This is a genomic window from Salinimicrobium marinum (assembly GCF_014651535.1).
In the GTDB taxonomy this organism is placed as follows: domain Bacteria; phylum Bacteroidota; class Bacteroidia; order Flavobacteriales; family Flavobacteriaceae; genus Salinimicrobium; species Salinimicrobium marinum.
On the sequence record NZ_BMXB01000012.1, the window covers coordinates 23,193 to 48,404 of the forward strand.

A 25,212-nucleotide genomic window follows, 5' to 3' on the forward strand; every position below is an offset into this window, starting at 1 on the left:
GCGCTAATGGAGGGGCTTTAATAAATCCTCCCGATTTTCAGGCAAATTAAGTGAAAAAAAGAAACATTACTATTTTTTAGAAAAATATAGAAAATAAAGCCAGTCTAAAACCTGAGAACTGGTAAGTGATGATAGTTAAATTAATGATAATTGAGGCCTGCTGTTAAGGTGCTCTTTGCCGATTTAAGTATCTTTCATTGTTTTAAAAAACATCAAAAATATGGCGGTTATTGGCTCTTTAATAAAAGGATTGATCAATCTTAGAGATAAAGTGGTTTCTGAAGCAGATCCTCTGGAAGCTCAGGAAGAGGTGTTGAGGGAATTACTGGATAAATCGAAAGATACGGCCTTTGGAAAGCACTATGATTTTGAAGAAATCCTGAAGGCAGATGACATCCCGAAAGCTTTTTCCGATAAGGTTCCGTATTTTGATTATGACAAAATCAACAATGAATGGTGGCATAAAATGCACGAAGGGGAAGTAGATGTTACCTGGCCCGGAAAACCTCCATATTTTGCACTGAGCTCCGGGACTACGGGAAAATCCAGCAAACGAATTCCGGTGACAGAGGATATGGTCGAGGCCATTCGGCAAACGGGAATTAAACAGGTAGGAGCTTTGGCTAATTTCGATCTTCCGTCAGATTTCTTTGAAAAAGAGATCATGATGCTGGGAAGTTCCACGGACCTTCAAAAAATAGAAGACCATGAAGAAGGGGAGATAAGCGGAATTAGCGCCAGTAATATCCCGTTCTGGTTCAGGAATTTCTATAAACCCGGGGTTGAGATTGCAGAGATCGAAGATTGGGATGAACGGGTTCATGAGATTGCAAAAAATGCAAAAAACTGGGATATTGGAGCCATTACGGGCATTCCTTCCTGGACAGAACTCATGATCAAAAAGATCATTGAGCATCACAACGTAAACAACATTCATGAAATATGGCCCAACCTGGAAGTGTATTCTACCGGTGGAGTCGCCTTTGAACCTTATGAGAAAAGTTTCAACGAATTATTAGCCCACCCGGTAGTGGTGATTGACACCTATCTTGCTTCTGAAGGGTTTATGGCATTCCAGGCCCGTCCCGAAACCAGATCCATGAAACTGGTATTGGATAACGGAATTTATTTTGAATTTGTTCCTTTTAAACCTGAATACATCAATGAGGATGGTTCTTTAAAGCCCGATGCTCCTGTAGTAACTTTGGAAAATGTGAAGGAGGACGAAGATTATGTGTTGCTTATAAGTACAGTTTCCGGAGCGTGGAGGTATCTTATTGGAGATACGGTAAAATTTACAGATGTGGAGCGGCATGAGATAAAAATCACCGGAAGAACAAAATTCTTCCTTAATGTGGTGGGTTCGCAGCTTTCGGTCAATAAAATGAATGATGCCGTACAGGAACTGGAAGAAAAATTTGGAGTTAATATACCGGAGTTTACCATTGCTGCCATTAAAAAAGATGGAGAATTTATCCATAAATGGTACCTCGGGACAGAAGGGGAAGCGAATGAAGAGGAATTGGCCTTAGCTCTGGATGAGGCTCTTAAAGAAGCCAACAAAAATTATAAAGTAGCCCGTTCAAAGGCATTAAAAGGAGTGGAAGTGGTAACGGTTTCTCCAGATGTTTTCCATGAATGGAATGCCAAAAACAAGAAAAAAGGCGGACAGGTAAAAATGGAAAAAGTAATGAATGAAGAAAAGTTTGCGGAGTGGGAAAAATTCGTTCAGGCATTGAACGGGCAATGATCTTTTAGCCATTAATAAGCTCATCAGGCAGCATACATCAGACACTATACAAATTCCGCAGCACTAGCTTTCCACTTCTTCAATTTCTTCTGGCTCAAGTTCAGTCTCAAGCTCATCCTCCAGGTTATTCACTAATACCATGATCTCCTCGGGAGAAAGGTAAAGCCGGGCTTTCCTTTCTTTGTACGAATTAGATAACTGGGAGTGGTTGAGAATAAAATCCTTGGTAGCAAAAATATAATTCCCCATTCCCTGGTTTATGGCATAAGTATCTGCAATACGTTCAGCTTGCTTTATAAAATTTTCAGAATTGATATATCGCACTCCAAACTTCACCAGCTCCACTGCCGATTTATCGCGGTAGTCCATAATATGCCCCAGCTCGTGGCCCAGCCAGCCTAAAAGGACTTCAGAAGGAACATCGGCCATGGAGAATTCTTCATTTTTAATGAGGAATTCACTGCTCATAAAAACGTAATAGTTACGATTTTTTTTCCCTTTAAACAGGTTTGAAAACCCTGGCTGTGCCTGCATAAAAGAATTCTTCAAATTATCTTTGTACCTAAACTCGATTTCTACATCTTCAAGTTCAGGATAATAGGAGAGGGCGATTTTTGCTTCATCTAAGATATTTTCGGGAATAATCTTGTTGCCCTGGTAAACGATCTTTTCTTCTGCAACACTTTTTCCTGCAGTACAGCTCCAATTTGCTGCGAGCAGTGGGAAAATCATGATTAGGACAAGGATCCTTTTTATTGACCGACTTATCTTTAAAGTTTGTACATCTTGATATAAGAAGTTGAATATTTTAGGATTTTTCATAGAGCGGTCTATCTGGCTGCATTTTGGAAAGTTAAAGGAATTGAAGCAAATCAACATATATGCCAGAACTTCCGGTGATCTCCCATCTTTCGGTGCACCTGCGCTAAAACAGATTTTCCAAAGTTACCGGGATGAAAAATTTAAGAATGAGCAAAAGCAGCTTCTAATTTGTTTCTTTTTCAGCCTCTTCAAGATCTTTCTCTTTATCAGAATCTTCCATGTCTTCTTCAAGTTTATTGACCAATACCACGATTTCTTCTGGCGAGAGGTATAATCTTGCGATCCGTTTTTTATAGGCCTCAGACAAATCGGAATTGTTCAGGATAAAATTTTTGGTCTTCAGGATATATTCTCCCATTCCGTGGTTCACCGCGTAGGTGTCTGCGGCTCTTTCAGCTTCTTTGATGTATCGGGAAGAGGTGACATAGCGCATTCCGAAGATCATCAGGCCCACAGCCGATTTTTCCCTGTAGTCCATAATATGGCCCAGTTCGTGGCCAAGCCAGCCAATAATAACATCTGAAGGGACTTCATCCATTGAAAATTCGTCTCCTTCAATGTTGAGTTTCCGGCTCATGAAAATATAATAACTGCGTGAATTTTTTCCTTTAAAGAGATTGGAGAATTTTGGCTGGGCCTGCATAAAAGATTTTTTGATCTCATCTTTATACCGGAATTCTATCTCAATATCTTTAAGCTCGGGATAGTAAGAAAGAGCTTTTTTTGCTTCTTTTTCTATCTGTGCCGGAATGATCTTGTTTTCCTGGTGCACTATATTTTCCTGTTTCATATATTTATTTTGGCCACAACCGGTAGATAGGAGTAGGAATAAGGTACAGCATAAAGTTAAAATGATATTTTTCCTTTGCATCCCTTTTATAATCAATTATTCCAGTTCTTCATACTTAGTAATTTATTGATTTTCTAACGAAAAATAAAATTTAGGAACCGCTAATTTTGCCGACTTCATGGGATTTGTTTAAATTCATAAACATCATTCAAAATTTTAAAATTATGCCCGAACTTCCCGAGATCGCCCTCTCTAAAAAGTACATTGATTCCACTTCCTTACATGACAAGATCGTGAAGGTGGAATTCCCCCAGAAGAGTCTGCTGCATAACCCTGAAAAAGATTTTCACAATGCATTAATGGGAAAAAAATTTAGGGAGACCCGGCAGTTAGGGAAATATTTATTTCTGAAGATAGAAGAGGGTTCCTGGCTGGTCTTCCATTTTGGGATGACCGGGAAACTGGAGTATTATTCAAATCAGGAAGCGCCAAAATATACTCATATGATCATTTCTTTTGATAATGATTATCACCTGGCATTTGTATGCCGCAGGAAACTTGGAAAAATTTATCTGGCTGCAGGAGTAGAGGAGTTTAGAGAGGAGAAATCTTTCGGAAAGGATGCCCTGGATCTTACCAGGGAAGAATTCGTGGAACTCCTTCAGCAGAAGAAAGGCAGCATTAAAGGAGCTATAACAGACCAGCATGTAATTTCGGGAATTGGGAATGTGTATGCCGATGAGATTCTTTATCAGTGTGAGATTCACCCGAAAACAAAAACTGAAAAACTTTCGGAGAAAGAAAGAGAAACTTTGTACCGAGAAACGCAAACGGTTTTAAAAACAGCTATTAATAATGAAGGTCGCCGGTCTCAGCTTCCGGAGAATTACCTCACGCCCCACCGGAAAGAGGGCGCAGATTGTCCAAAATGTTCCGGAAAAGTAGAAATGATCAAAGTCTCGGGCAGGAGCACCTATTTTTGTCCGGATTGCCAAAAGGAGAAATCATGAAGGTATATATAGGCTGTTCGGGCTGGAACTATAAAGAGTGGCGGGGGAAATTTTATCCTGAAAAAATGGCCCAGCGAGAATGGCTGGAATATTATTCCGGAGTGTTTGATACGGTAGAAGTGAATAATACTTTTTACAGGTTTCCGAAGGATTCCACTTTGGTGAACTGGAAGGAAACGGCTCCAAAAGACTTTAACTTCACCCTGAAAGGGAGTCGCTATGTGACTCACATGAAGAAACTGAAGGATGTGAAGCAAAGTGTGGAGAAATTCTATACTTCGGCAGACCTGCTGGAAGAAAAACTGAGCTGCCTTCTTTGGCAGCTACCACCGAATCTACACCGCCACGACGAAAAGCTGATAGAATTCTGTAAAACCTTAAAGAAAGGATATAAAAATGTGATCGAGTTTCGGCACATTTCCTGGTATGACGAGAAAGTTTATGAGATCCTGAGACAGCATGATGTAAGTTTTTGTGTGATATCAAGTCCCGAGTTTCCTGAAGAAATGATTACCACCAATGATGTCGCTTACATCCGGTTCCACGGAAAAGGTGAAAACTGGTATGACTATTTATATTCTAAAAAGGAACTGAGGGCATGGCGTAAAAAGATCAAAGAATCCGGTGTAAAGGAAGCTTATGTTTATTTCAATAATGACATTCACGCTAATGCTCCTGAGAATGCGAAGCAGTTGCGTGAGCTTTTTGAGCAATAAATTCCTATATTAATTGAGGGTCAGAGATCGCCGTGCTGCAAGAAACAAGAGATAAAATTCTTTTAAAATTATAGGTAGACTTTGGTTTGCAAAACTATTTTAAAAAAACAGTTTTCTCTAAAATGTTTCAGGAAGCTATGGTGACTCAGATATCTCCTTCATTACAAAAAGTTGTTGGGATCTTTTTTTATTGAAAACTAGTGAAAAGTGATTAAATTGATATTTGAAAACCATCATGAGCAGGAATAATTTCCAGTTCGGTGGATGAAAATTCTCCGAGTCTTTTAAGGCTACTTTCAACATCTTCAAAAAACCAGTCGCCAAAATGAGTGAAAACGATCTTTTTTGTGAGCGGGCTAAAAATCCTTACCAGATCGGGCACTCCTGTATGACCAAAGATCTTATCTTTTTTCCTGTTGATCCTTCCGCCTTTATTGATCATTGTAGCTTCAGTAATTATTAGGTCAAGTCCTTTTATTTCTGCTAAATGTGCTTTCTCAATCCAGGCTACGTCTCCTGTAAAAAAGATTTTTCTATCATCCTTTTCAACAACATAGCCCAACGATTTTAATTTGAAGGCGTGAATTACAGGAATAGGGGTGAAGGTATATCCTTTTATTGTGAATTTATTGGTGATCACCTGGAGATCCGGAATAAGTGGATGCTCCTGAGGACCGTAGTGCGGAATTCCAGGATTGAATTTTTCGTCTTCCGATATAAAATATCCGTGATCGGGATGAAAGTGGGTGAAGACAACGGCTTCAGGATTACGATTCATAAACTGTTTTTCCCCCACGTCAATCAGGATTTTCTTGTCGATCAAAAATCCGGTGTGGTGTCGGTATTTTGGAGCAGAAGGTTCCACTTTTCCTCTGGTGCCGAGAAATTCGATCTTCATATTGCTTAGGTTTAAATTCCGAAGGGATAGGTTTCAGGCACAAGATTTCCATTAGGTTCAAAGTGTAATGGATGCAATCCCCGGGTTTTGTCGATATACAGGAAAGCATCATAGCGTTCGGATAACCTGGAAGGCACATAATTTCCACGTTCCCTTTCAGGATCATAAACCACTCCAACGGCACGATGGCCCAATTTCTCCTTAAATGTTTTCTTTAACGGGGAATGATCATCAAAAATTAATAATTTGTTGGTGCCTCCAAGTTGGTGCAGGATCTTTTCCACGCTCCCATCTATTGCTTTAGGCAGCTCCATTTTCCGCATTTTTCCTCCCCAGAAATCACCTGCAATCACAGAACCTTCATAGGAACCGAAACCTACCAGTACCACGCCAGATTCCTGATGTTGTTCCCGTACCAGCTGGCCTACATTGTGCATTCCATGCGCGGCCATGTCTGTGGCCCTGGCATCGCCAATGTGCGTGTTATGTTCCCAGATGATCACTTTGGCGTCATCATCATGAAAATCCATCAAAGTATTTAATGTTTCTACCATGTGGGTATCACGAACATTCCAGGAGGAATTGTCGAAAGTGGCCATGGCTTCGTAATATTTTTCTGCATTTTTCATGACCAGGGAATTTATTTCGGCGTTTAAGCCTGATTCCCGTTCATCATCATATTTTTTGACATTACCACGCACTTCCCGAAGAAGCTGTACTACTTCCTCTCTACAATGTTGATCCATGCCGCGATAAGCCGAAACATAAGAGTCATTTTTTCTATAGGGTTCAAAACAATCTGCAGCCTGTTTTGCCAGGGCTGCTGTTTCAGGATCTTCTTTTTCGAGGTATTTCACAATATTTTCCAGGGATTCCCACAGACTGTAAACATCCAGACCGTAAAACCCGATTTTCTTGTCGGGTTCGAGTTGGCTGTTGTACTTCTTCATCCATTCGGCAAAAGCTGCAACTTCCCAGTTAGCCCACATCCATGTAGGCCAGCGTTTGAACTTCTGAAGCACCTCCCGAATGGAACTTCCCGAATTCGGAAGGTCTTTTACCCAGCGGTTGATCATATAACAATCAGGCCAGTCTCCTTCCACTGCTACAAATGAGAACCCTTTCTCCTGAATCAGTCTCCTTGAGATCTCGGCCCTCCAGGTGTAGTATTCGTGTGTACCGTGAGTAGCTTCACCCAGAAGAACGTATTTGGAATCCCCGATGCGATCCACCAAAGGATCAAGATCGGCCGAATTTTCCAAAGGTTTTATGGAAGTCTCAAAATTGTCTGGTTGTGAAGTAAAGTTTGAAGTTATGGTTGCCATTTTTTTTATTTTAATGAGTAACCCAGTTATACCTATAAGGTACAATTTTTTGTAAAGAGAATTTTAAGTTGAGGATGAGGTTTTTAAAAACTTTATGTTCTGCTAAGAAAATTTTAAGGAGGTTTTATTTTATCTTGGAATCATGGAGATATTTGAAATTATTACGTTCGTTTTAGGATTTCTGATTTTAATAATAACTTTTTTTGATTTTTTTCATACCACTTTGTCTGGAAATGGGTTCTGGTATATTTCGGGAAACCTGAATGAATTTCTTTCAAAAATCATCCTGGCCAATAAGAACAAACGCTTCTTCGATTATTCCGGATTGATTCATTTGCTGTTAACCACCCTTTGCTGGTTGATTTTACTAATCCTTGGAACCTATCTTATCTTTATTAGTGACGAGGAAATGGTGGTCAATGCGCAGACAAAAGTGCCTGCAGATCTACTGGAGCGTTTTTATTACACCTGTTACCTGCTCTCCACGCTGGGGATAGGAGATTTTACACCCGGCCACAACTTCAGCAGGGTATTGTCCTCTGCTTTGTCTTTTTCAGGATTTATTCTTCTAACCACCGCATTGACGTATTTACTTTCCGTAGTAAATTCTGTGCTGAGTAAAAGGCAACTGGCCCTCACTATTTCTACCCTTGGAGAAGATATCACAGAATTGTATAATTTCTTTGAACTGGACTCTTCTTCGGCATTAACAGATAAGAGCGGAGACCTTAGGCAACTAATTCTTAAAAATGCCAGTAATTTCCTGGCGTTTCCCATCATGAACCATTTTATGACCCGGAAGAAATCCCGGTCGGCCGAAGTTCAGTTAGCTTCCTTATATGAAGTGCTGATGGTACTTCAAACACAGTATGAGCAGAAAACAGTAGAATATGCCAAGATGAATAAAGTAATCAAAGCAATAGATGCTTATACCAGCATGGGAATAAGCGAGGAAGATGATTTTGAGAATGATGAGGATCACCTGGCAGAGCTAAGGCAATTCTGGACTACCAGAGGTTTAAAATATCAACAGGATTCAAAAAAAGATCGACAGATGAATGCCTCTTTAAAAAGTGCAGGCTGGGATTGGGAAGATGTATATAAGACTGAAGATAGATGGTGAGGAGTGAAAGTTTTACTTTTTCTGACTGGCTTTTTCTGAGAATTTTTATCGAAAACAGGTTTCTGCACGGTAGAAATTTCTAAATAAAATGGGACTGTCAAAAGAGCCTGAAAATCGTCAACTGTTCCGAAATCTTTGGATTATCAGTCTATTGATTATTTTTAATCAAGTCCAATTAGATTCTGAAATTAAATCAGAAGGACCGGCTAAAAGCTCTTTTGGCAGCCTGAAATAATATTACTTTAATGCATTTAATTAGCCTTCAAAGACTGCTTTTAATCTTTCCTGAAGCTGAGGATCTGTTTGAAGCTGAGTTGCGATTTGCTCATATCTTTGAACGGTCATATCCTGCTTTGTGATCACCTCTTCCATTCTGGATTGAAAGGAGCCCTGCATCTTTTCAATTTCTGAAGAGATATTGGAATACTGTTCCTGTTCTTCAGAAGTAGTTTCCACATTTACTGCAGGATCCATGCTTGCCTGATAGATCTCATTGAAGCGTTGAATATCCATTCCTTCATCCTGTACAACCTGCATCATTTGCTGCTGTGCTTCCTGATTGATCATTCTGATCCTTTGAAATGCCTGTGCAAATTTTTCCAGTTCCGCATCACTTACTTCTATCTGCTGAACTTCCGATTGCTGCAGCGGAGTAGTTTGAGCAAACGAATTGGTGCCAAGGCTTAGAAAAATGAATAAAATTCCTGTAATTCCTTTGGTTGTAAAACTCATAATGTTTTCAGTTTTAGATTTTAAGGCGATAAACATACGAGGAATTGCGGGTATAAGGAAATATGGGTGTAGCTTCATCCTGATTTTAAGAATGAATTAACCGGACCTTCAGGAATTGTTAAAAGTATTATAATTAATAGACTTGTCTAAAAAGTATTTTTAGGTCAACCTGAACTAATTTCAGGTTCTAATGAATCCGGAAATAGAATCATAAGATTCTGGAATAACTTCAGAATGATCCTTTAAAACTTTATAAACAGCCTCGAAATTTATTCTACGGAAGCCAGTTTTTCAAAATCTACTGCCACCTGACCTTTCAGAAGGTCTTCAAAAGTTTCCCGTTCCCTTATAAGGTGAGCTTTGCCCTCATACCAAAGCACTTCGGGAGGACGAAACCTGGAATTGTAGTTGCTGGCCATCGAGAATGAATAAGCCCCGGCATTGCTAAAGCTTAAAATATCCCCTTCTTTAATCTCTTCAATTTTTCGGTTACTTGCAAAAGTATCGGTTTCACAAATATATCCTACTACCGAATAGAAACGCTCCCGGCCCTGAGAATTGGAAATATTGTGGATCTCATGCCTGGAACCATAAAACATTGGTCTTATGAGATGATTAAAACCACTGTCTACCTGTGCAAATACGGTAGAAGTAGTTTGCTTGATTACATTCACTTTTACCAGAAATTTACCGGCTTCACTAACCAGAAATTTCCCCGGTTCGAATGCCAGCGTAAGTTTCCTGCCGTAACTTTTGCAGAAATCTTTGAAACGTTTAGTAAGCTTCTGGCCTAATTCTTCTATGTTGGTTTCGATGTCACCTTCTTTATAGGGGACTTTGAAACCGCTGCCAAAATCCAGGAATTCGAGATCCTTGAATTGCTTTGCAGATTCAAACAAAATTTCTGAAGCATATAGAAAAACATCAATATCCAAAATGTCACTTCCCGTATGCATGTGAATTCCGTTGATATTCATTCCCGTGTTTTCTACAATTCTTAAGGTATGAGGAATCTGGTGAATGGAAATTCCGAATTTAGAATCGATATGTCCTACGGAAATATTGGTGTTTCCACCGGCCATTACATGTGGATTGATCCTGATGCACACCGGAACCTCAGGATGCTTTGCTCCAAATTGCTCCAGGATTGAAAGATTGTCTATATTAATTTGCACCCCAAGTTCGGCTGCCTGTTCTATTTCCTCTAAAGAAACCCCGTTGGGAGTGAATATTATTTTAGAAGGATCAACTCCCGCTTCAAGACCTATTTGCACTTCCTGAATCGATACTGTGTCCAGGCCTGCACCCAGGTGATTGAATAATCGTAGCACCGACATGTTCGAAAGGGCTTTTACTGCATAATTGATGCGCAGGTTTTCAACATCTTTAAAAGCAGATATAAGTCGGTTGTACTGGAAAATGATCTTTTCGGCATCATAAACATAAACCGGATCTCCAAATTCTTCAGCAATTCTAAGTAAATCTTGATTATTCATGGTATGGTGTAAAAATAATAAGCGGCAAAAATACAGGAGATTTCCTGAACTTTTGCAACAGCAGGCTAAAAATAACCAATTCTAACAAATTGTTATACCTGTAACTTTACTTTTTATAAAACACCTTTTCAGAATTGTTTTACGACAATTTCTGTAGAAAATTAATAACTAAAAATCAGGTGGAATATCAGGAAACCACTGCTGTAGCGACTTTTTTCTTTCTCATCATGATGATGACTAGGGCAATGATGATTCCAAGTCCGGCCATGGCTGCACCCACAAGGGTGGCAGATGTGAACCCAAAGCCCATTGCAATGGGGAGTCCGGCGAAATAGGCTCCAGATGCATTTCCCATATTAAATGCACTTTGGTTCATGGAAGAACCCAGCATCTCAGATCCTTTTGCTGTATTGATCATGGCCATTTGTATAGGAGTGGAAAGTGTAAAAGCAATGACACCTATAAGAAAGGTCATTACCAGTACCGGGATTTGATATTGTGCCAGGAAGGTGTTGGCTACCAGAGCTATTACCATAAGTACCAGAGAAATGACCACTGCATTGATGGGGGAGAATTTTTCGGCCAGTTTTGCGCCTATCAGGTTTCCAATGACCATTCCTGTACCGGCAATAATCATAGCGTAACTAACTACATTTTCCGGATGGCCGGCCACTTCGGTAATAAGAGGAGCAATATAGCTGTACCAGGCAAAGAATCCGCCGGTCCCGATGGTGGTTAAAAGTACTACCATCCAAAGCTCCGGACGTTTAAATACTTTCAGGTCTTTCCGTAATCCTTCCGAAGAAGATTTTGGCAAAACCGGCATCCAGAATTTTATACCTAGAACAGCAGCAATTCCTACGACGCCTACCATTAGGAAAGATACTTTCCAGCTAAATTCCTGACCTACGTAAGTACCTAATGGAACCCCTATCACGTTCGCCAGGGTAAGCCCAGTGAACATGATAGCAATGGCCTGTGCAGATTTTCCCGGTTTGGCCAATTTACTGGCGACAACGGCACCAATTCCGAAGAAAGCACCGTGCGGAAGCCCTGAAAGGAAGCGTGCTAACAATAGCATTTCGTAACTTCCGGCAAAGGCCGAGAGCGTATTGAAAACAGTAAACCATACCATTAAAAGCAACAGGATCTTATGAGCCGGCCATTTGCCTCCCATTCCGGTAAGTACGGGTGCTCCCACTACCACTCCTAGTGCGTAGGCAGATATAAAATGTCCTGCGGTAGGGATGCTAATATCCAGGGCACCTGCTACTTCGGGTAAAATTCCCATGATGACAAATTCTGTCATTCCAATACCAAATCCTCCAATTGCCAGCGCAATTAATGCTTTTTTCATTTCAAAAAATATCAAGTGGCAAAAGTAGAAGAGATTTTAAGTTTATGAGAGGTGAAAAAGCATAAAATATCCTAAAATTTAAAATCAGGAATTGAGATTTTGTAATTTCAGATAAAAAACTGTCACTATGGTTTCTGCATTAGCCTTATTTCCACTAAAGACGGTAGTATTTCCCGGCGAGATGCTTCCCCTGCACATTTTCGAAGAGCGGTACAGGGAACTTATCTACGATTGTGAGATTTTGGACATGACCTTTGGGATTCCTGCTTATATAGGTTCTTCCATGGAGTATGGTACAGAGGTTAAGCTTGAAAAAGTAGTTGAAACATATCCCGATAGCTCCAAAGATGTTATTTGCAGAGGCCTGCAGGTTTTTAGAATAGAGGAATTTACTTCCAGGCAGGAAGGCAGGAAATACGGAGGTGGAACTGTGCATTTTCTTGAAAATATTGAAAATGGAACCGCAGAGCAGCTGGATCAATTTAAGGGTTTAATAAAAGAGCTGTATGTGCAACTGGAAATACCTCCTCCAAAAAAAAATTCGCACAACATTAATAGCTATACACTTTCACATAAGATAGGGCTTTCGCTTGAACAGGAATATACATTGTTAAAGCTCCTCACCGAGAAGGAACGACTTGAATTTCTTATAAATCATCTAAGTATTATTATTCCGGTGGTACAGGAGTTGAATAGGACCCGTACAGTGATAGAAATGAACGGACATTTCAAAAAATTTGATCCGCTTGACTTTGAAGATTACAAAATTGAGGAGTAAAGATTTATCCGCATATCTGCTGCGGGGTGTTAACTAAAAAAGATTGGCACAATCCTATAACATTTGTTACTTTTGTGAACCTATAACTAAATACTGAAGAAACCTCATTATGAATATACACGAATATCAGGGAAAAGAGATTTTAAGCAGTTTTGGCGTACGCATACAAAGAGGTATTGTTGCGCAGGATGCAAAAGAAGCAGTTGAAGCTGCAAAAAAACTCACAGAACAAACAGGTACCGGCTGGCACGTTATCAAAGCACAGGTTCACGCAGGTGGCCGTGGAAAAGGTGGTGGTGTTAAACTGGCCAAGAACCTTCAGGAGGTTGAAAAAATTGCCGGTGAAATAATTGGAATGAACCTGATAACTCCGCAAACTTCTGCGGAAGGGAAAAAAGTGCACCAGGTACTGGTTGCCGAAGATGTATATTATCCAGGCGATAATGAACCCGAAGAATATTACATGTCTGTGTTGCTGAACCGTGGTACAGGAAAGAACATGATCATGTATTCTACTGAAGGTGGAATGGATATTGAAACAGTTGCAGAGCAAACTCCGCATTTGATCTTCACGGAGGAAATTGATCCTGCAACAGGCATCATGCCTTTCCAGGCTAGAAGAATTGCTTTTAACTTAGGTCTTAGTGGAACTGCATTCAAGGAAATGACAAAATTCGTCATGTCTTTATATGAAGCATTTGATAAATCTGATTCTTCTTTATTTGAGATTAATCCGGTTTTAAAGACCAGTGATGATAAGATCATGGCAGTTGATGCTAAAGTAACTATAGATGATAATGCACTTTTCCGTCATAAAGATTATGCAGAAATGCGTGACATCCGTGAAGAAAGCCCAGTGGAAGTAGAAGCCAGAGAAGTAGGACTGAATTACGTGGATCTTGACGGAAACGTTGGATGTATGGTTAACGGTGCCGGATTGGCGATGGCGACGATGGATTTGATCAAGCAAGCCGGTGGGGAACCAGCGAACTTCCTGGATGTTGGAGGAACTGCAGATGCTAAAAGAGTGGAAGAGGCTTTCAGACTTATCTTAAAAGATGAAAAAGTAAAAGCTATCCTGGTAAATATTTTTGGCGGTATCGTTCGATGTGACCGAGTAGCCCAGGGAATTGTAGATGCCTATAAAAATATGGGGGATGCAATCAAGGTGCCTATTATTGTTCGTTTACAAGGAACAAATGCAGATGTTGCAAAAGAACTAATTGACAACAGCGGACTTGCTGTGGAAAGTGCAGTAGAGTTCCAGGAAGCGGCAGACAAAGTACAGAAGGTATTGGCCTAGAACTTTAGAAGCTAAATAAAACTTACCCCTGAGAAATCGGGGGTTTTTTTATGGCTGTTTTTTAAATGTTAAGAAGAAGTTAAATTGCAAAGTGCTGTGTAACAGATGATCATTTCTTTCGGTCTTTAAGTAAACATCAATTAATCAAAAATCGAATAGTTATGAGACAAGTAAAGCTTTTTTTGTTTTCAGCGGTTGTGATGACAATGACAACAGCTGTAGTAGCCAGTACAAATCCTGCACCTGTTGCCGGAAACAAATCTGTTCCTTACGAAATAGAAAAAATGTTAGCGAAATCCAATCTAATTGTAGAGGATGATCTTACGCTGATGGTTATTTTTACCATTTCTGAAGACAAAGAAATTATGGTGAAAAAAATCAAATCTGATAATGAAGAAATCAACGAATTCATCATGCAGAAATTGCAGAACCGAAAGGTATTTGGTAAAACCTGGGTAGAGGGAAAATTATATGAACTACCCATAAAGGTGCAGGCAACCAGGTAAAGCTCATCACTTCCTGAAAAACAAAACCCCGAAACAAATCGTCTCGGGGTTTCTATTATTTAGATTAGCTCCTACAAGTGGAGTCCGCATTCTGTTTTAGGGTTATTGTTCCATCTTCCGCTCCTGTCTTCTCCCGGCACAGTACAGTGACTGCAGCCAATTGAGTTATAGCCTTTTGCAACAAGGGGATGAAAAGGAAGTTGGTGTTCCTCGATGTAAGCATCTCTTTCTTCCTTGCTTACATCGAGAAGTGGATAAAACTTTAATATGTCTCCGCGGTTCTCAAAAATGTTTAATGAGGCCCTGTGATCACTTTGCCATTCCATTAATCCCGATACCCAAACTGTATATTTTTGCTTGATAAGATCCAGAGGTTTAACTTTGTTTATCAAACAGCAGAAATCAGGATTTTTCCTCCAGGTTTCATCCTGTCGGGTAAATTCATGTTCTTCTTTAATGGCACTTATGGAGACCACATTAAGTCCGTAGAGATCAGTTAATTTTTTCCGGTATTTAAGAGTTTCCTCGAAATGGTAACCTGTATCTATAAAATGTACCTGCTGTCGATTATTGACATCTGAAAATAATTTCAGAAGAAAGGCAGAAGTCGCAGCAAATGAACTGGTAAGCATAACTTCAGACAGGTCAAAATCCTGATAAAGCTCTCCAATGCGTTCGTGGATGCTGAGGTTTTTATATTTCTCATTCAGCCTTTGAACTTCAGCTTTAGAGAGAATTCTTTTTTCTGTACTTACATTCATCAGAAAGATCTTTAATTTTCTTTCTTTTTGGGAAGAGGTTCTCGCATATGGATAACTAAACCATTTAAGAAATTCCGCAGAAATTGATCTCCGCATTCCATGTATTTCGGGTGGTCCTCACTGCGAAAAATGGCTCCTATTTCACTTTTCGTCACTTTAAAATCTACCAGGGAACAAATTTGAACAATATCATCATCCCTTAGCTTTAAAGCGACCCGTAGTTTCTTGAAAACATCATTATTTGATAAAGCCATATCGAGATTTAAAATGAGAGGCAAAAGTACGGAAGTATTAAGAATAACTAAAGAAGTGTCACTGAAAATGAAAAATAAGGGATAGAAATTATATATACGCGCCATATTGGCAGCTGAATATGATGTTTAAATGACATAAAGACATATTTTTCTGGGTTGGTATTTAATTTGCCTGAGACTATTTGAAATCAAAAATGAAGTTAAACCTAAAATATATAGTTATGAACTTAGTAAAAAGAAATCCGGAAAATTGGTTACCATCAGTCTTTGACGATATGTTTAAAACCGACTGGTTGGGAGGAACTACAAATGTAAACAGCATTGGAACCAGCATTCCTGCAGTAAACATTCATGAAACCGATGACAACTTTACGGTTGCGGTAGCGGTGCCAGGAAAAACAAAAGAAGATTTCAACATCGAGCTGGACAATGATGTACTAACCATTTCTTCTGAAGAGAAAAAAGAAAATGAAGTTTCAGAAAACAATGGAAAGTACACCAGAAAAGAGTTTAGTTACAGTAGATTTAAAAGAGCCTTTAGCTTACCGGAATCTGTAGACGGTGAAAAAATTTCAGCAGCTTATAATAATGGGGTTCTTGAAATTAACCTGCCGAAGAAAGAAGAAGCTAAGGTGCAGGCAAAAAGAATGATTGAGATATCATAATTTAAAAATGCAGAACAGAATGGCGCTCCCGAAAGGGGGCGCTTTTTTTAGTCACAAATGACGACCCACCTGTTTCCGGCGCTTTGTGTCATTAGCCTTTGCCCACCTTTGATGGAGGTGACCGTAGAGTTTGATGTAATATCAAAAATATCTGTAGCGCCTGCCACTATTAGGTTTTTTTGAGATACCCCGGTAAAAGCCACCAATACAATAACTCTTCCTTTGTTGGCAGAAGCATCTGGAATGGTAACCTATTTAAGCATTTTTTATGCTAAGGGTGTAGACTTCATCTCCAAAATTATAATTACCGGTAGCAGAAGTTGTAGAGGTATAATTGCTGGCACTGGGACTTATCCAGGTCACTTCATCAGCGGGACCCATGAATAAATTCCGTAGTGATTTTTGGTGGCGCCAAAAGTTTTGCCTAATCTATTAAAGATTCCCTTATTTTTTGTCTGCAGTAAGGCTGCTGTTAGTGGTTACAATTCCGTAGGTCACGTTTTTAGGAGCAGAGCTGGCGTTATCAACTTCCAGTCTTGTCTTGGTGTCGTGGCTTTCTAGCGGACTTATAGAAACCTTTAGCTTTACGTTTGCAGGATCTGATCCAATACCCGTATTTCCAAATCTGTAAATACCTTCCATGATATTCTGAGAGGGAGCTACTCTACCTTCTTAATAAAAATTGGTGAAGGCATTAGCTGTGATGGGTCTCCATTCTTTGATTACCTGATCCCGGTAATAAAAACCTTCGGGATGACCTATGAGCGAGGTGTTTAAAAATACCATCATCCCATGTTGATCTGCAGTGGGAGTTGCCGCAGGAAAACTACTTATCCTGGGGGATAAGGATCTCGTCAGTGATCTCGGGAGAAGATTCGCTGGTACTGCTTATATCCAGCTGAGCTTTTGGATCTGTATTATTGATACCAACGGAGCGTTCAGGTTTATATAAAATAAGCTTGTAAAAAAAAGATATAATTTTTTTACCACAGTGGTTCATCTTTGCGGGAGGCAAAAGTGAATTTCTAAGAGGGCAAAATAAAAGTATCAAAAACTATTTAATTGATTGTTGGTATTTTACTATAAAAAATGTTAAAATTCTAATCTGTCTTCTGAACTTTTTCCTGAAGCATTTTGATCTCATCCCGAAGTCTGGCAGCTACCATAAAATCAAGATCTTTTGCAGCGGCTTCCATAGCCTTTCGCTTTTCCCTGATTCTTTTTTCTAACTGGTCTTTGCTGAAGTAGGCAGTTTCCTTTTCTGCAGCTTTCAGAGTTGGAGCAATGTCTACTTCGTAAGGTTCGACCTTTTTCTTTACAAGCGAATTTTCAAAAGATTTTTTCAGAGCCGTTGGGGTAATGCCATTTTTGGTATTGTAATTCAACTGTTTTTCCCGGCGATAGTTGGTTTGATCGATCGTTTTCTGCATACTGTCCGTGATCTTATCGGCATACATAATCGCTTTTCCTTCAAGGTGACGTGCCGCCCGTCCTATGGTTTGGGTGAGGGATCTGTTGCTCCGTAAAAATCCTTCTTTATCTGCATCAAGAATAGCTACAAGGGAAACTTCCGGTAAATCCAGTCCTTCCCTCAATAAGTTCACCCCAACCAGCACGTCAAAAATTCCTTTCCGTAGGTCTTGCATAATTTCCACACGCTCCAGAGTATCTACGTCACTGTGAATATAACGACACCTTATGTTGATCCGGGAGAGGTATTTTGTAAGCTCTTCGGCCATTCTCTTGGTAAGCGTAGTAACCAGGATCCGTTGGTCTTTTTCAATACGCAGGTGCATTTCTTCGATGAGATCATCAATCTGATTTAAACTTGGCCGTACCTCAATCACCGGATCCAGTAATCCTGTGGGCCGGATTACCTGCTCAATGTATAAACCTTCGGTTTTCTGAAGTTCATAATCTGCCGGAGTTGCACTCACGTAAATTACCTGATTCTGAAGTGCCTCGAACTCTTCAAATTTTAACGGACGGTTATCCATGGCTGCCGGAAGCCGGAAACCGTAATCCACCAATGTTTCCTTCCTGGAACGGTCACCACCATACATGGCATGTACCTGCGGAATGGTAACATGGCTTTCATCCACCACCATCAAATAATCGTCGGGGAAATAATCCAGCAGGCAGAAAGGTCTTGTTCCCGGAAGTCTTCCGTCGAGATAGCGGGAATAATTTTCAATTCCGGAGCAATAACCTAGCTCACGGATCATTTCCAGGTCAAAATTTGTGCGTTCATCCAGTCTTTTTGCTTCCAGATGTTTTCCGATATCCTGAAAATAGGATACCTGTTTTACCAGGTCATCCTGAATTTCCCGAATGGCACCCTGTAAAACATCGGGCGAAGTGACAAACATGTTGGCCGGATAAACATTCAGGCGGTCGTATTTTTCAAGGATTTCATTGGTGGCAGGATCAAAAGCTTCAATTTCTTCGATCTCATCGCCAAAAAAATGTATTCTGAAAGCATTATCGGCATAACTCGGAAAAATATCTACCGTGTCCCCTTTAATCCTGAAATTACCACGATTAAATTCAGCTTCAGTCCGGGAATATAAACTTTGCACCAGCTTGTGGAGCAGTTTGGTCCTGGAGATCTCCATATCTTTCTGAATAGAAACGACGTTCTTTTTAAATTCCACCGGGTTCCCAATCCCGTAAAGGCAGGAAACCGATGCTACTACAATAATATCCCTTCTTCCGGAGAGTAGGGAAGAAGTGGTGCTCAAACGCAATTTTTCGATCTCCTCGTTAATGGAAAGATCTTTTTCAATATAGGTTCCCGAAGTGGGAATAAAAGCTTCCGGCTGATAGTAGTCGTAGTAACTCACAAAATATTCCACCGCATTATTGGGGAAGAACTGCTGAAACTCGGAATATAACTGGGCTGCCAGTGTTTTGTTGTGGGCAAGGACCAGGGTAGGACGCTGCACCTCTTCGATTACATTGGCAACAGTAAAGGTTTTACCCGAACCAGTGACCCCCAGAAGGGTTTGATAGCGTTCATTGGTTTCAATCCCGTTCACCAGCTTTTTTATGGCCTGTGGCTGGTCTCCGGTAGGTTTAAAATCTGATTTTACGCTGAATTTCATGAGGTTTTTCTATAGCCTGCAAAAATAAGGATTATTCTTGCCTATTCAAACTACCTGCAGTTGTAAATAAGTTATAATCAGGTTAATTATAATCTGATTTTAGTTCAGGAAAAAGATAGTTACAGATCCCTTTTCTTCAGCAGGGCATAAGAAAGATATACAAAAATGGCTGTCCAGATGATCACTATTAAGAGCTGATACCAGTGGATCCCGTAGTCTTTACTAAATTCCGAACCTAATTGGGTTGCTGCTGTTTGAACGGCATTAAGCCTTGAAAATGGTTCTCTTACCAGAATGGCCATAGATTCCAGCGGAAAAAACTGAACAATATTATCTGCTGTTTCCCCTCCTCTAAAGAACTTCCAGCGAAGTAATCCATTGACTATGCTTTCCAGGATCCACCAGATGAACAGGAAACCTAATGCAAATGCCGATCGTTTTACCAAAACCCCCAAGAACATGCAAAAAGTGAAAAATCCGGAGAGTTTGATGAAATAGGCGAGAAGGTATTCCATGTCAGAAAAAATGATGGACATTTCGGTATAATCTGAAAAGGACAAACCTAAAATAAGCGAAACAATAAAAAGAAAGATGGTGGAAAGCAGCGCAAAACCGATCACTGTCAGGAATTTGGAGAGCACGAATTCTTTTTTGCTCATTCCGTCAATTAAATTCTGTTTCAAGGTTCTGTTGCTGTACTCGTTCGACATCATGGATACGATCACGATTGCCAGGAATAGTTTTAAAGTGGCTGCAACGTAGCTGTTGAAGTGCCAGATGTAGGGAAAATTAAAGATTCCCTGATCTGCCACCCGAAAAGTAGCTCCTCCAAAACTGAATTCAATGGAGGCGATTAGTGCAATAAAAGTGATCAAAATGAAATAGGTGGTGACCAAAATTTTGGCCGATCTGCTAAAGCGCAGTTTATGGAATTCTATAGCGAGTAATCGTAACATTAAGCAGAAATTTGGTTGGTTAGTTGTAAAAATTGTTCTTCCAGACTCTCTTTTCGTTTGACCAGTTGAGACAGGACAAGGCCATGTTCAAACAAGTAAGTGTTGAGAGTTTCAGGTTCCATGGGTTCGTTTAAAAATGCGGTAAGGCAATTTTCTTTAGGAACTATTTTACCAATGGAAGGATGCTTTTTAAGCAATTCTTGAAGTTTGATAATATCTGATGCTTTTAGTTCGAAAAATCCGTGGCTGGCATTCATTTCATCTACACGCCCACTATAAAGTTTTTCCCCTTTCCGGATGATCACCACATGGGTACAAACCTTCTCCACCTCATCCAGTAAGTGTGAGGCCAGCAAGATGGTAGTTCCCAAACCTGCAATTTTTGTAATGATTTCTCTAATTTGGTGGATGCCCTGGGGATCCAGTCCGTTGGTGGGTTCGTCCAGGATGAGGATTTCAGGATCGTTGAGTAGGGCAGAGGCAATGGCCAGCCGCTGTTTCATACCAAGAGAAAAAGTCCGGAATTTGCTGTTTTTTCGATCCAGCAATCCTACGATTTTCAGTTTTTCATCAATTTTATCTGGAGAAACATCTTTTATCTTGCACACCAGTTTCAGGTTCTGGGCCGCAGTCATGTATGGATAGAAATTTGGCCGCTCGATAATGGCACCAACTTTTTTTAAGGCATTGTGAGTGGATTCATTTCCCTCAAACCATTGAAAGTCTCCACTGGTTTTGTTCACCACGTTCAATACAATACCGAGAGTAGTGGATTTTCCGCTCCCGTTAGGGCCTAAAATGCCATAAACGTTGCCTTTTTCAATAGTGAAAGAAAGATCTTTAACAGCTGTAATAGGACCAAATCTTTTCGTGAGATTATTTAATGTGAGAATTGTTTCCAAAATAATAGGTTGGTTTTTAACATTTGACGCCCAAGTTAACGTTTTGTTACAGGGCGAATAGAAAAGAAGTGTTATTTTTGAGGAAAACCAACGGGTATGCAAGAAAAATTAATGTCCAAAAAGAAACCGTCATTCCCTGTCAATGACCGGTTTCATAAATATTTGGCAAAATATAACCGAAACATTAAAATTCCCGTTTTTTATGATGATCTGTTGCGATTTTCGGGATCTATTGTGGTATACGATCAGCATGATGAAGATACCTTTTGGGTTCGCTGTTACTATCCCGATTATGAAAGGGATGATATAGATGTAAGTCTAAAAAAGGTGTATACGATCCTGCATTCCGACGGGAGTGATGATTCTCTTGAATTCCTGAATGTGGATGCCATTGACTACTGTACCTTCGGAAATTCTAAACCTTTTCGTGTAAAAATCCGGAATGTACTGAATGATAGCTTCACCTATTTTTACGTAAAAAAAGCAGATGCCTCCCGTATTTACGGATTGGAATTTGAACATATACTTTCCCCTCACCGAATCAACTTTCTTGTGTACAGAGATACTCTCATCGAAGAGCATATTGCCGGAATTCCCGGAGATGTTTTTATAGAAGATGAGCTACCGCAATGTGATGACCGGGCGAAAACCCAGATAGCAAAGCAGTTTGTAAAATTTAATGAACGTTGTACTATTCGTTTGTTGGGAGATATGCGATCCTATAATTATGTGATTATTCCAACACACGATTTTGATCATGTGGAGTACCAGATACGGGCGATAGATTTTGATCAGCAATCGTATGAAGGTAATCTAAAGATTTACCGGCCTCAGTTTTTTAAGGAGAATTTCCCCATGGTAAAACTGGTAGCCGACAAACTGCAGGAATCTTCCATAGAGCAGTACCGAAAAGAGGAACGCTCTCTTCTGGCTAAACGGATCATAAATGCCCAAAGCCGTTATAAAGAATTGATGAGGTGTATTCTCAACGATGAAATATCTACCGAGGCTAATGTAAAAAAGCTCCGGAAGGAGCTTTATGAGTTTTCTAGTGATATGAAATTTAAAAGAGCACGTTCCATGGGTCAAATCCTCAGAACCGCGTTAGATTTTGTAAAACGCAATTATGAAGATGTGAACATGAAGCGGTTGGTGTGATTAACTCTTCTGCTCCTTATTAAAATAGACCAGGTAGTAATACATCTGGCGCTCTTCATCCCAGCCTTTCTCTACATATTTTTCAGCAGATTCCGGGTTGATGAAGTCCATTTTGATCTGGATATTGGTGTCCAGAATTATATGGTTTTTGATCGATTTACGGGCTGCTGTAACGGCCGAATTTGAAATAGGGAAGTTGGTAAGGTCCTCGATCTTGTATTTCGGTGCTTTTTCAGTTTTATAGTTTTGGAATTCGGGAATAAGATCCGGATTGTCTATTACTGAATTTAAAAATGCAGATTCTTCAAAATCATCATTTTTGGCGAAGTAATCCACGCTTCGGTTCATGAACATCACCTCTTCTTTTTTATCTTCAGCAGGAAGAACTACGTCCTTGGCGAAATTCTGGCAGAACTTCAGATATTTCTTGGTGTTGTAATTCTCATCGGCCAACACATCAACCCCCATGAAATTTTCCAGCCAGTATTTTGTGTCGTACTTATTGGAATCAACTGAAAGGATCTTATAGCCTTCGGCCCGGTTTTTATTGAAAATAAGCGCTCCTTTGTCAAGCTTGTTCAGGTTTATTCCCTGTTGCACGATCATTTCCAGAATTGTTTCCTTCTCCCGGAACTGCAGGAAATCGTGCTTTAATTCAGATTTAAATATGCCGATGGCAGAAGTTTTTTCATTGTCCAGCATTACATTGTCAAAATATACCACATAAACTTCTCCACTTTTGATGTGTGGATGGGCAGACTGCTCAAACAACAAGGTGGTGATCTTTTTGGATTGTTCATGAATGTTTTTGGGATCGTCAAAGATCTTGTTGGCGATCTCGTAAAGCGGATTAAATTCCAGGTCTACATCATTGGTGAACTGAAAGTAGTTTTCTTCTTTTTCCCTGAAAGATTTCAGGAAATATTCTTTGATGAGGGGAGTGATCTCGTCGTTTAACTGAAAAGGTTGCGCAGAAAGAAAAATATTCTCATTTCTGCTTTTGTTCCCCACCCGGTGAATGGAAAGGGAATCGATCTGGGCATTATACAAGTTGATCATATAAGGATTATGGTTTTAATATTCGGATATAGGTTCTTGTTTTCCTCTTCTCATAAATGGCAGGAAAAGAACAGGCGCAATTATATGAAACTACGGGATAGTTTTATTGAAAAAGCTGTAAAAGTAATTAACTAAAAATAAACATTTTTAGCTATTGTGGAGACGGGATTTAGTTCCAGTTCTCGTCAAAAGATAGGTCATCGAAATCATCGATATCAAGATCATCATCAAAACCAATGAGGTCCTCGTCTTCTTCTGCAACGAAATCTTTTTCCGGCGCACTGGTGGGCAATTGCCCGTGAACAAACATAAGGTTAGGGTAATCCATTCCTGGTTCTGGCTCTGCAATTTCAGCCAACTCCACCATGAAGGTCCACATGCTCAGGAAATCATATACATAGAGCAATTTGGTCTGGGATTCAGAAACTACATCATCCAGCGTAGTTTCATCCATCAGGCGAATGGAGCTGCCGCCTTCGGCCATATCAAATTGTGAGATTTCCTCACCCTGGTTCCATTCATCATCGCTGATGTAAAACGAAGCCATTTCATTTCCGTCGAAACCAAACGACTGGAAAATCGTGTTGTGAAAATCCTCAAGGGTGTTATCAGACATTATTTCTATATCCCGGAACACATCTTCCTCTGCATCAAGAATTACTCTGAATCTGTAAAGCATAATTGTAAAAATTTGGATTGCAAAGATACCAATTTAGATGAGAAATATGGACTATCTGCTAAATCTGTGCAAGGTATATGTCATCGCTGTTAGCAGGAAAAATGCTCCTACCTGGTGTGCGACCCCCAGCCAAACCGGTACGGCATAGATCAGTGTAAGAACTCCTAAAATAAATTGTACAAAGACCAAAATGAGTAATGCATTGATCCCTTTTTGCTGGGGAAGCCTTAATGCCATACTTCTGGATTTGTACCAGATGTAGAAAATAAAGCCTACTACAATGTATGCCATATAGCGGTGGACAAATTGAACGCCACTTTTTCCTTCTACAAAATTCTTCCACACCGGATTTTGCTCAATATAAACCGTTTCATGGATCCATTTTTCTTCATTCATTGTGGGCCAGGTGTTGTGAATCCAACCTGCATCAAGGCCGGCAACAAATGCTCCCCACACGATCTGGATAATTAAGATGACCAGACCAACTCCAATAATGTTCCGGAATTTTTTATTGATTTCCTTTCGCCTGGGATAAATAAGGTCCATGGCTACCCAAAAAGCATAGGCAAAGGTGAGAAATGCGGTGGTAAGGTGCATCGCCAGGCGATAGTGACTAACCGCGGGCATATCTACGAGTCCACTTTTTACCATGTACCAGCCCAGGAATCCCTGAAAACCACCTAAAAAGAGCAACACTAGAGATTTTTTTATTGTTGACCTGCTTAATTGCTTTGTCACCAGGAAGTACAAAAACGGAATGATGAAAACAATTCCAATAAACCTCCCTATGAACCTGTGCAACCATTCCCAGAAATAGATATCTTTGAAATCTTCAAGATCAAAATGGAAATGTAATTTTTGATACTCCGGGAATTGCTTGTAATGTTCAAATTCTGCGATCCATTCCTCTTCATTTAACGGAGGAATAGTTCCGCTGATCAATTTATAATCTGAGATCGATAATCCGGAATGCGTTAATCGGGTGATCCCGCCCACAATAACCATTACAAAAATTAGGAAACAGCCGGTAAACAGCCAGTACACAACCTTTTTATTGTCTTTCATTGA

26 protein-coding genes are annotated in these 25,212 nt (G+C 40.0%); 9 read left to right on the forward strand and 17 right to left on the reverse strand.

What is annotated here, in order from left to right:
- Window positions 1–220 precede the first annotated feature (220 nt).
- Window positions 221–1,750, forward strand: coding sequence for a GH3 family acyl-acid amido synthetase (locus tag IE056_RS13325; RefSeq protein WP_189605212.1), 1,530 nt, complete (start codon window positions 221–223; stop codon window positions 1,748–1,750).
- A gap of 63 nt (window positions 1,751–1,813) precedes the next feature.
- On the opposite strand, the gene IE056_RS13330 is transcribed toward IE056_RS13325, so the two are convergent.
- Together IE056_RS13330 and IE056_RS13335 are read right to left on the reverse strand one after the other, a co-directional pair.
- Window positions 1,814–2,482 carry a hypothetical protein gene (locus IE056_RS13330; RefSeq protein WP_229793767.1) on the reverse strand — a complete coding sequence of 223 codons (669 nt, stop codon included), beginning with the start codon at window positions 2,480–2,482 and terminating at the stop codon, window positions 1,814–1,816.
- A gap of 253 nt (window positions 2,483–2,735) precedes the next feature.
- Window positions 2,736–3,362 (reverse strand): hypothetical protein, encoded by a 627-nt coding sequence (locus IE056_RS13335; protein ID WP_189605213.1) that lies wholly within the window; start codon window positions 3,360–3,362, stop codon window positions 2,736–2,738.
- A gap of 224 nt (window positions 3,363–3,586) precedes the next feature.
- On the opposite strand from IE056_RS13335, the gene IE056_RS13340 reads away from it, so the two are divergent.
- Both IE056_RS13340 and IE056_RS13345 read left to right on the forward strand, forming a co-directional pair.
- Complete coding sequence (locus IE056_RS13340; protein ID WP_189605214.1) at window positions 3,587–4,372, forward strand: Fpg/Nei family DNA glycosylase; 786 nt, start codon at window positions 3,587–3,589, stop codon at window positions 4,370–4,372.
- A complete protein-coding gene (locus IE056_RS13345; protein ID WP_189605215.1) occupies window positions 4,369–5,088 on the forward strand; it encodes a DUF72 domain-containing protein in 720 nt (239 codons plus the stop codon). Before IE056_RS13340 ends, IE056_RS13345 begins: the two co-directional genes overlap by 4 nt.
- A gap of 211 nt (window positions 5,089–5,299) precedes the next feature.
- On the opposite strand, the gene IE056_RS13350 is transcribed toward IE056_RS13345, so the two are convergent.
- Window positions 5,300–5,986, reverse strand: a complete 687-nt coding sequence (locus tag IE056_RS13350) for an MBL fold metallo-hydrolase (protein ID WP_189605216.1) — start codon at window positions 5,984–5,986, stop codon at window positions 5,300–5,302.
- Window positions 5,987–5,997: 11 nt separating this feature from the next.
- Complete coding sequence (locus tag IE056_RS13355; RefSeq protein WP_189605217.1) at window positions 5,998–7,311, reverse strand: erythromycin esterase family protein; 1,314 nt, start codon at window positions 7,309–7,311, stop codon at window positions 5,998–6,000.
- Window positions 7,312–7,453: 142 nt separating this feature from the next.
- On the opposite strand from IE056_RS13355, the gene IE056_RS13360 reads away from it, so the two are divergent.
- On the forward strand, window positions 7,454–8,434 hold the full coding sequence (locus tag IE056_RS13360) for an ion channel (RefSeq protein ID WP_189605218.1): 981 nt from the start codon (window positions 7,454–7,456) through the stop codon (window positions 8,432–8,434).
- A 255-nt stretch (window positions 8,435–8,689) separates the two neighbouring features.
- Here IE056_RS13360 and IE056_RS13365 read toward each other — a convergent pair whose 3' ends face one another.
- The 3 genes from IE056_RS13365 to IE056_RS13375 form a co-directional block, all read right to left on the reverse strand.
- Window positions 8,690–9,166, reverse strand: a complete 477-nt coding sequence (locus IE056_RS13365) for a DUF4168 domain-containing protein (protein WP_189605219.1) — start codon at window positions 9,164–9,166, stop codon at window positions 8,690–8,692.
- Window positions 9,167–9,435: 269 nt separating this feature from the next.
- Window positions 9,436–10,662, reverse strand: a complete 1,227-nt coding sequence (gene lysA, locus IE056_RS13370; protein ID WP_189605220.1) for a diaminopimelate decarboxylase — start codon at window positions 10,660–10,662, stop codon at window positions 9,436–9,438.
- Between the two features lie 187 nt (window positions 10,663–10,849).
- Complete coding sequence (locus IE056_RS13375) at window positions 10,850–12,019, reverse strand: MFS transporter (RefSeq protein WP_189605221.1); 1,170 nt, start codon at window positions 12,017–12,019, stop codon at window positions 10,850–10,852.
- Between the two features lie 127 nt (window positions 12,020–12,146).
- Here IE056_RS13375 and IE056_RS13380 point away from each other — a divergent pair, with 127 nt between their 5' ends.
- The 3 genes from IE056_RS13380 to IE056_RS13390 all read left to right on the forward strand — a co-directional run bounded on the left by IE056_RS13380 (window position 12,147) and on the right by IE056_RS13390 (window position 14,606).
- The gene (locus IE056_RS13380; protein WP_189605222.1) at window positions 12,147–12,797 is read left to right on the forward strand and encodes an LON peptidase substrate-binding domain-containing protein; all 651 of its coding nucleotides are present in this window, start codon (window positions 12,147–12,149) and stop codon (window positions 12,795–12,797) included.
- 109 nt (window positions 12,798–12,906) lie between these two features.
- Window positions 12,907–14,100, forward strand: a complete 1,194-nt coding sequence (gene sucC / locus IE056_RS13385; protein WP_189605223.1) for an ADP-forming succinate--CoA ligase subunit beta — start codon at window positions 12,907–12,909, stop codon at window positions 14,098–14,100.
- Between the two features lie 161 nt (window positions 14,101–14,261).
- On the forward strand, window positions 14,262–14,606 hold the full coding sequence (locus IE056_RS13390; RefSeq protein WP_189605224.1) for a hypothetical protein: 345 nt from the start codon (window positions 14,262–14,264) through the stop codon (window positions 14,604–14,606).
- A gap of 71 nt (window positions 14,607–14,677) precedes the next feature.
- Here IE056_RS13390 and IE056_RS13395 read toward each other — a convergent pair whose 3' ends face one another.
- Window positions 14,678–15,367, reverse strand: coding sequence for a phosphoadenylyl-sulfate reductase (locus IE056_RS13395; protein WP_189605225.1), 690 nt, complete (start codon window positions 15,365–15,367; stop codon window positions 14,678–14,680).
- 11 nt (window positions 15,368–15,378) lie between these two features.
- Complete coding sequence (locus tag IE056_RS13400; protein ID WP_189605226.1) at window positions 15,379–15,621, reverse strand: DUF1456 family protein; 243 nt, start codon at window positions 15,619–15,621, stop codon at window positions 15,379–15,381.
- Window positions 15,622–15,842: 221 nt separating this feature from the next.
- Here IE056_RS13400 and IE056_RS13405 point away from each other — a divergent pair, with 221 nt between their 5' ends.
- Entirely contained in the window at window positions 15,843–16,286 is a 444-nt protein-coding gene (locus IE056_RS13405; protein ID WP_189605227.1) for an Hsp20/alpha crystallin family protein, read from the forward strand.
- A gap of 255 nt (window positions 16,287–16,541) precedes the next feature.
- On the opposite strand, the gene IE056_RS18640 is transcribed toward IE056_RS13405, so the two are convergent.
- The 5 genes from IE056_RS18640 to IE056_RS13425 all read right to left on the reverse strand — a co-directional run bounded on the left by IE056_RS18640 (window position 16,542) and on the right by IE056_RS13425 (window position 21,248).
- On the reverse strand, window positions 16,542–16,667 hold the full coding sequence (locus IE056_RS18640) for a hypothetical protein (RefSeq protein WP_262891466.1): 126 nt from the start codon (window positions 16,665–16,667) through the stop codon (window positions 16,542–16,544).
- A 63-nt stretch (window positions 16,668–16,730) separates the two neighbouring features.
- Window positions 16,731–16,928, reverse strand: coding sequence for a hypothetical protein (locus IE056_RS13410; RefSeq protein ID WP_189605228.1), 198 nt, complete (start codon window positions 16,926–16,928; stop codon window positions 16,731–16,733).
- Window positions 16,929–17,386: 458 nt separating this feature from the next.
- On the reverse strand, window positions 17,387–19,390 hold the full coding sequence (gene uvrB / locus IE056_RS13415) for an excinuclease ABC subunit UvrB (protein WP_189605229.1): 2,004 nt from the start codon (window positions 19,388–19,390) through the stop codon (window positions 17,387–17,389).
- A 119-nt stretch (window positions 19,391–19,509) separates the two neighbouring features.
- The gene (locus tag IE056_RS13420; protein WP_189605230.1) at window positions 19,510–20,346 is read right to left on the reverse strand and encodes an ABC transporter permease; all 837 of its coding nucleotides are present in this window, start codon (window positions 20,344–20,346) and stop codon (window positions 19,510–19,512) included.
- Window positions 20,346–21,248 carry an ABC transporter ATP-binding protein gene (locus IE056_RS13425; RefSeq protein ID WP_189605231.1) on the reverse strand — a complete coding sequence of 301 codons (903 nt, stop codon included), beginning with the start codon at window positions 21,246–21,248 and terminating at the stop codon, window positions 20,346–20,348. The genes IE056_RS13420 and IE056_RS13425 overlap by 1 nt, the downstream gene beginning before the upstream one ends.
- 96 nt (window positions 21,249–21,344) lie before the next feature.
- Here IE056_RS13425 and IE056_RS13430 point away from each other — a divergent pair, with 96 nt between their 5' ends.
- On the forward strand, window positions 21,345–22,406 hold the full coding sequence (locus IE056_RS13430) for a hypothetical protein (RefSeq protein ID WP_189605232.1): 1,062 nt from the start codon (window positions 21,345–21,347) through the stop codon (window positions 22,404–22,406).
- Here the strand turns inward: IE056_RS13430 and IE056_RS13435 are convergent, their stop codons facing one another.
- From IE056_RS13435 to IE056_RS13445, 3 genes are all read right to left on the reverse strand, one after another.
- Window positions 22,407–23,465 carry a nucleoid-associated protein gene (locus tag IE056_RS13435; protein ID WP_189605233.1) on the reverse strand — a complete coding sequence of 353 codons (1,059 nt, stop codon included), beginning with the start codon at window positions 23,463–23,465 and terminating at the stop codon, window positions 22,407–22,409.
- 169 nt (window positions 23,466–23,634) lie between these two features.
- Window positions 23,635–24,144 carry an IS1096 element passenger TnpR family protein gene (locus IE056_RS13440; protein WP_189605234.1) on the reverse strand — a complete coding sequence of 170 codons (510 nt, stop codon included), beginning with the start codon at window positions 24,142–24,144 and terminating at the stop codon, window positions 23,635–23,637.
- Between the two features lie 51 nt (window positions 24,145–24,195).
- Window positions 24,196–25,209, reverse strand: coding sequence for a COX15/CtaA family protein (locus IE056_RS13445; protein WP_189605235.1), 1,014 nt, complete (start codon window positions 25,207–25,209; stop codon window positions 24,196–24,198).
- Between the last annotated feature and the right edge of the window lie 3 nt (window positions 25,210–25,212).

Bases quoted from the DNA above. Each gene is read 5' to 3' on its own strand.
- IE056_RS13325 (WP_189605212.1), top strand. From the start codon at position 221: ATGGCGGTTATTGGCTCTTTAATAAAAGGATTGATCAATCTTAGAGAT.
- IE056_RS13330 (WP_229793767.1), bottom strand. From the start codon at position 2,482: ATGATTTTCCCACTGCTCGCAGCAAATTGGAGCTGTACTGCAGGAAAA.
- IE056_RS13335 (WP_189605213.1), bottom strand. From the start codon at position 3,362: ATGAAACAGGAAAATATAGTGCACCAGGAAAACAAGATCATTCCGGCA.
- IE056_RS13340 (WP_189605214.1), top strand. From the start codon at position 3,587: ATGCCCGAACTTCCCGAGATCGCCCTCTCTAAAAAGTACATTGATTCC.
- IE056_RS13345 (WP_189605215.1), top strand. From the start codon at position 4,369: ATGAAGGTATATATAGGCTGTTCGGGCTGGAACTATAAAGAGTGGCGG.
- IE056_RS13350 (WP_189605216.1), bottom strand. From the start codon at position 5,986: ATGAAGATCGAATTTCTCGGCACCAGAGGAAAAGTGGAACCTTCTGCT.
- IE056_RS13355 (WP_189605217.1), bottom strand. From the start codon at position 7,311: ATGGCAACCATAACTTCAAACTTTACTTCACAACCAGACAATTTTGAG.
- IE056_RS13360 (WP_189605218.1), top strand. From the start codon at position 7,454: ATGGAGATATTTGAAATTATTACGTTCGTTTTAGGATTTCTGATTTTA.
- IE056_RS13365 (WP_189605219.1), bottom strand. From the start codon at position 9,166: ATGAGTTTTACAACCAAAGGAATTACAGGAATTTTATTCATTTTTCTA.
- lysA (WP_189605220.1), bottom strand. From the start codon at position 10,662: ATGAATAATCAAGATTTACTTAGAATTGCTGAAGAATTTGGAGATCCG.
- IE056_RS13375 (WP_189605221.1), bottom strand. From the start codon at position 12,019: ATGAAAAAAGCATTAATTGCGCTGGCAATTGGAGGATTTGGTATTGGA.
- IE056_RS13380 (WP_189605222.1), top strand. From the start codon at position 12,147: ATGGTTTCTGCATTAGCCTTATTTCCACTAAAGACGGTAGTATTTCCC.
- sucC (WP_189605223.1), top strand. From the start codon at position 12,907: ATGAATATACACGAATATCAGGGAAAAGAGATTTTAAGCAGTTTTGGC.
- IE056_RS13390 (WP_189605224.1), top strand. From the start codon at position 14,262: ATGAGACAAGTAAAGCTTTTTTTGTTTTCAGCGGTTGTGATGACAATG.
- IE056_RS13395 (WP_189605225.1), bottom strand. From the start codon at position 15,367: ATGAATGTAAGTACAGAAAAAAGAATTCTCTCTAAAGCTGAAGTTCAA.
- IE056_RS13400 (WP_189605226.1), bottom strand. From the start codon at position 15,621: ATGGCTTTATCAAATAATGATGTTTTCAAGAAACTACGGGTCGCTTTA.
- IE056_RS13405 (WP_189605227.1), top strand. From the start codon at position 15,843: ATGAACTTAGTAAAAAGAAATCCGGAAAATTGGTTACCATCAGTCTTT.
- IE056_RS18640 (WP_262891466.1), bottom strand. From the start codon at position 16,667: ATGGGTCCCGCTGATGAAGTGACCTGGATAAGTCCCAGTGCCAGCAAT.
- IE056_RS13410 (WP_189605228.1), bottom strand. From the start codon at position 16,928: ATGGAAGGTATTTACAGATTTGGAAATACGGGTATTGGATCAGATCCT.
- uvrB (WP_189605229.1), bottom strand. From the start codon at position 19,390: ATGAAATTCAGCGTAAAATCAGATTTTAAACCTACCGGAGACCAGCCA.
- IE056_RS13420 (WP_189605230.1), bottom strand. From the start codon at position 20,346: ATGTTACGATTACTCGCTATAGAATTCCATAAACTGCGCTTTAGCAGA.
- IE056_RS13430 (WP_189605232.1), top strand. From the start codon at position 21,345: ATGCAAGAAAAATTAATGTCCAAAAAGAAACCGTCATTCCCTGTCAAT.
- IE056_RS13435 (WP_189605233.1), bottom strand. From the start codon at position 23,465: ATGATCAACTTGTATAATGCCCAGATCGATTCCCTTTCCATTCACCGG.
- IE056_RS13440 (WP_189605234.1), bottom strand. From the start codon at position 24,144: ATGCTTTACAGATTCAGAGTAATTCTTGATGCAGAGGAAGATGTGTTC.
- IE056_RS13445 (WP_189605235.1), bottom strand. From the start codon at position 25,209: ATGAAAGACAATAAAAAGGTTGTGTACTGGCTGTTTACCGGCTGTTTC.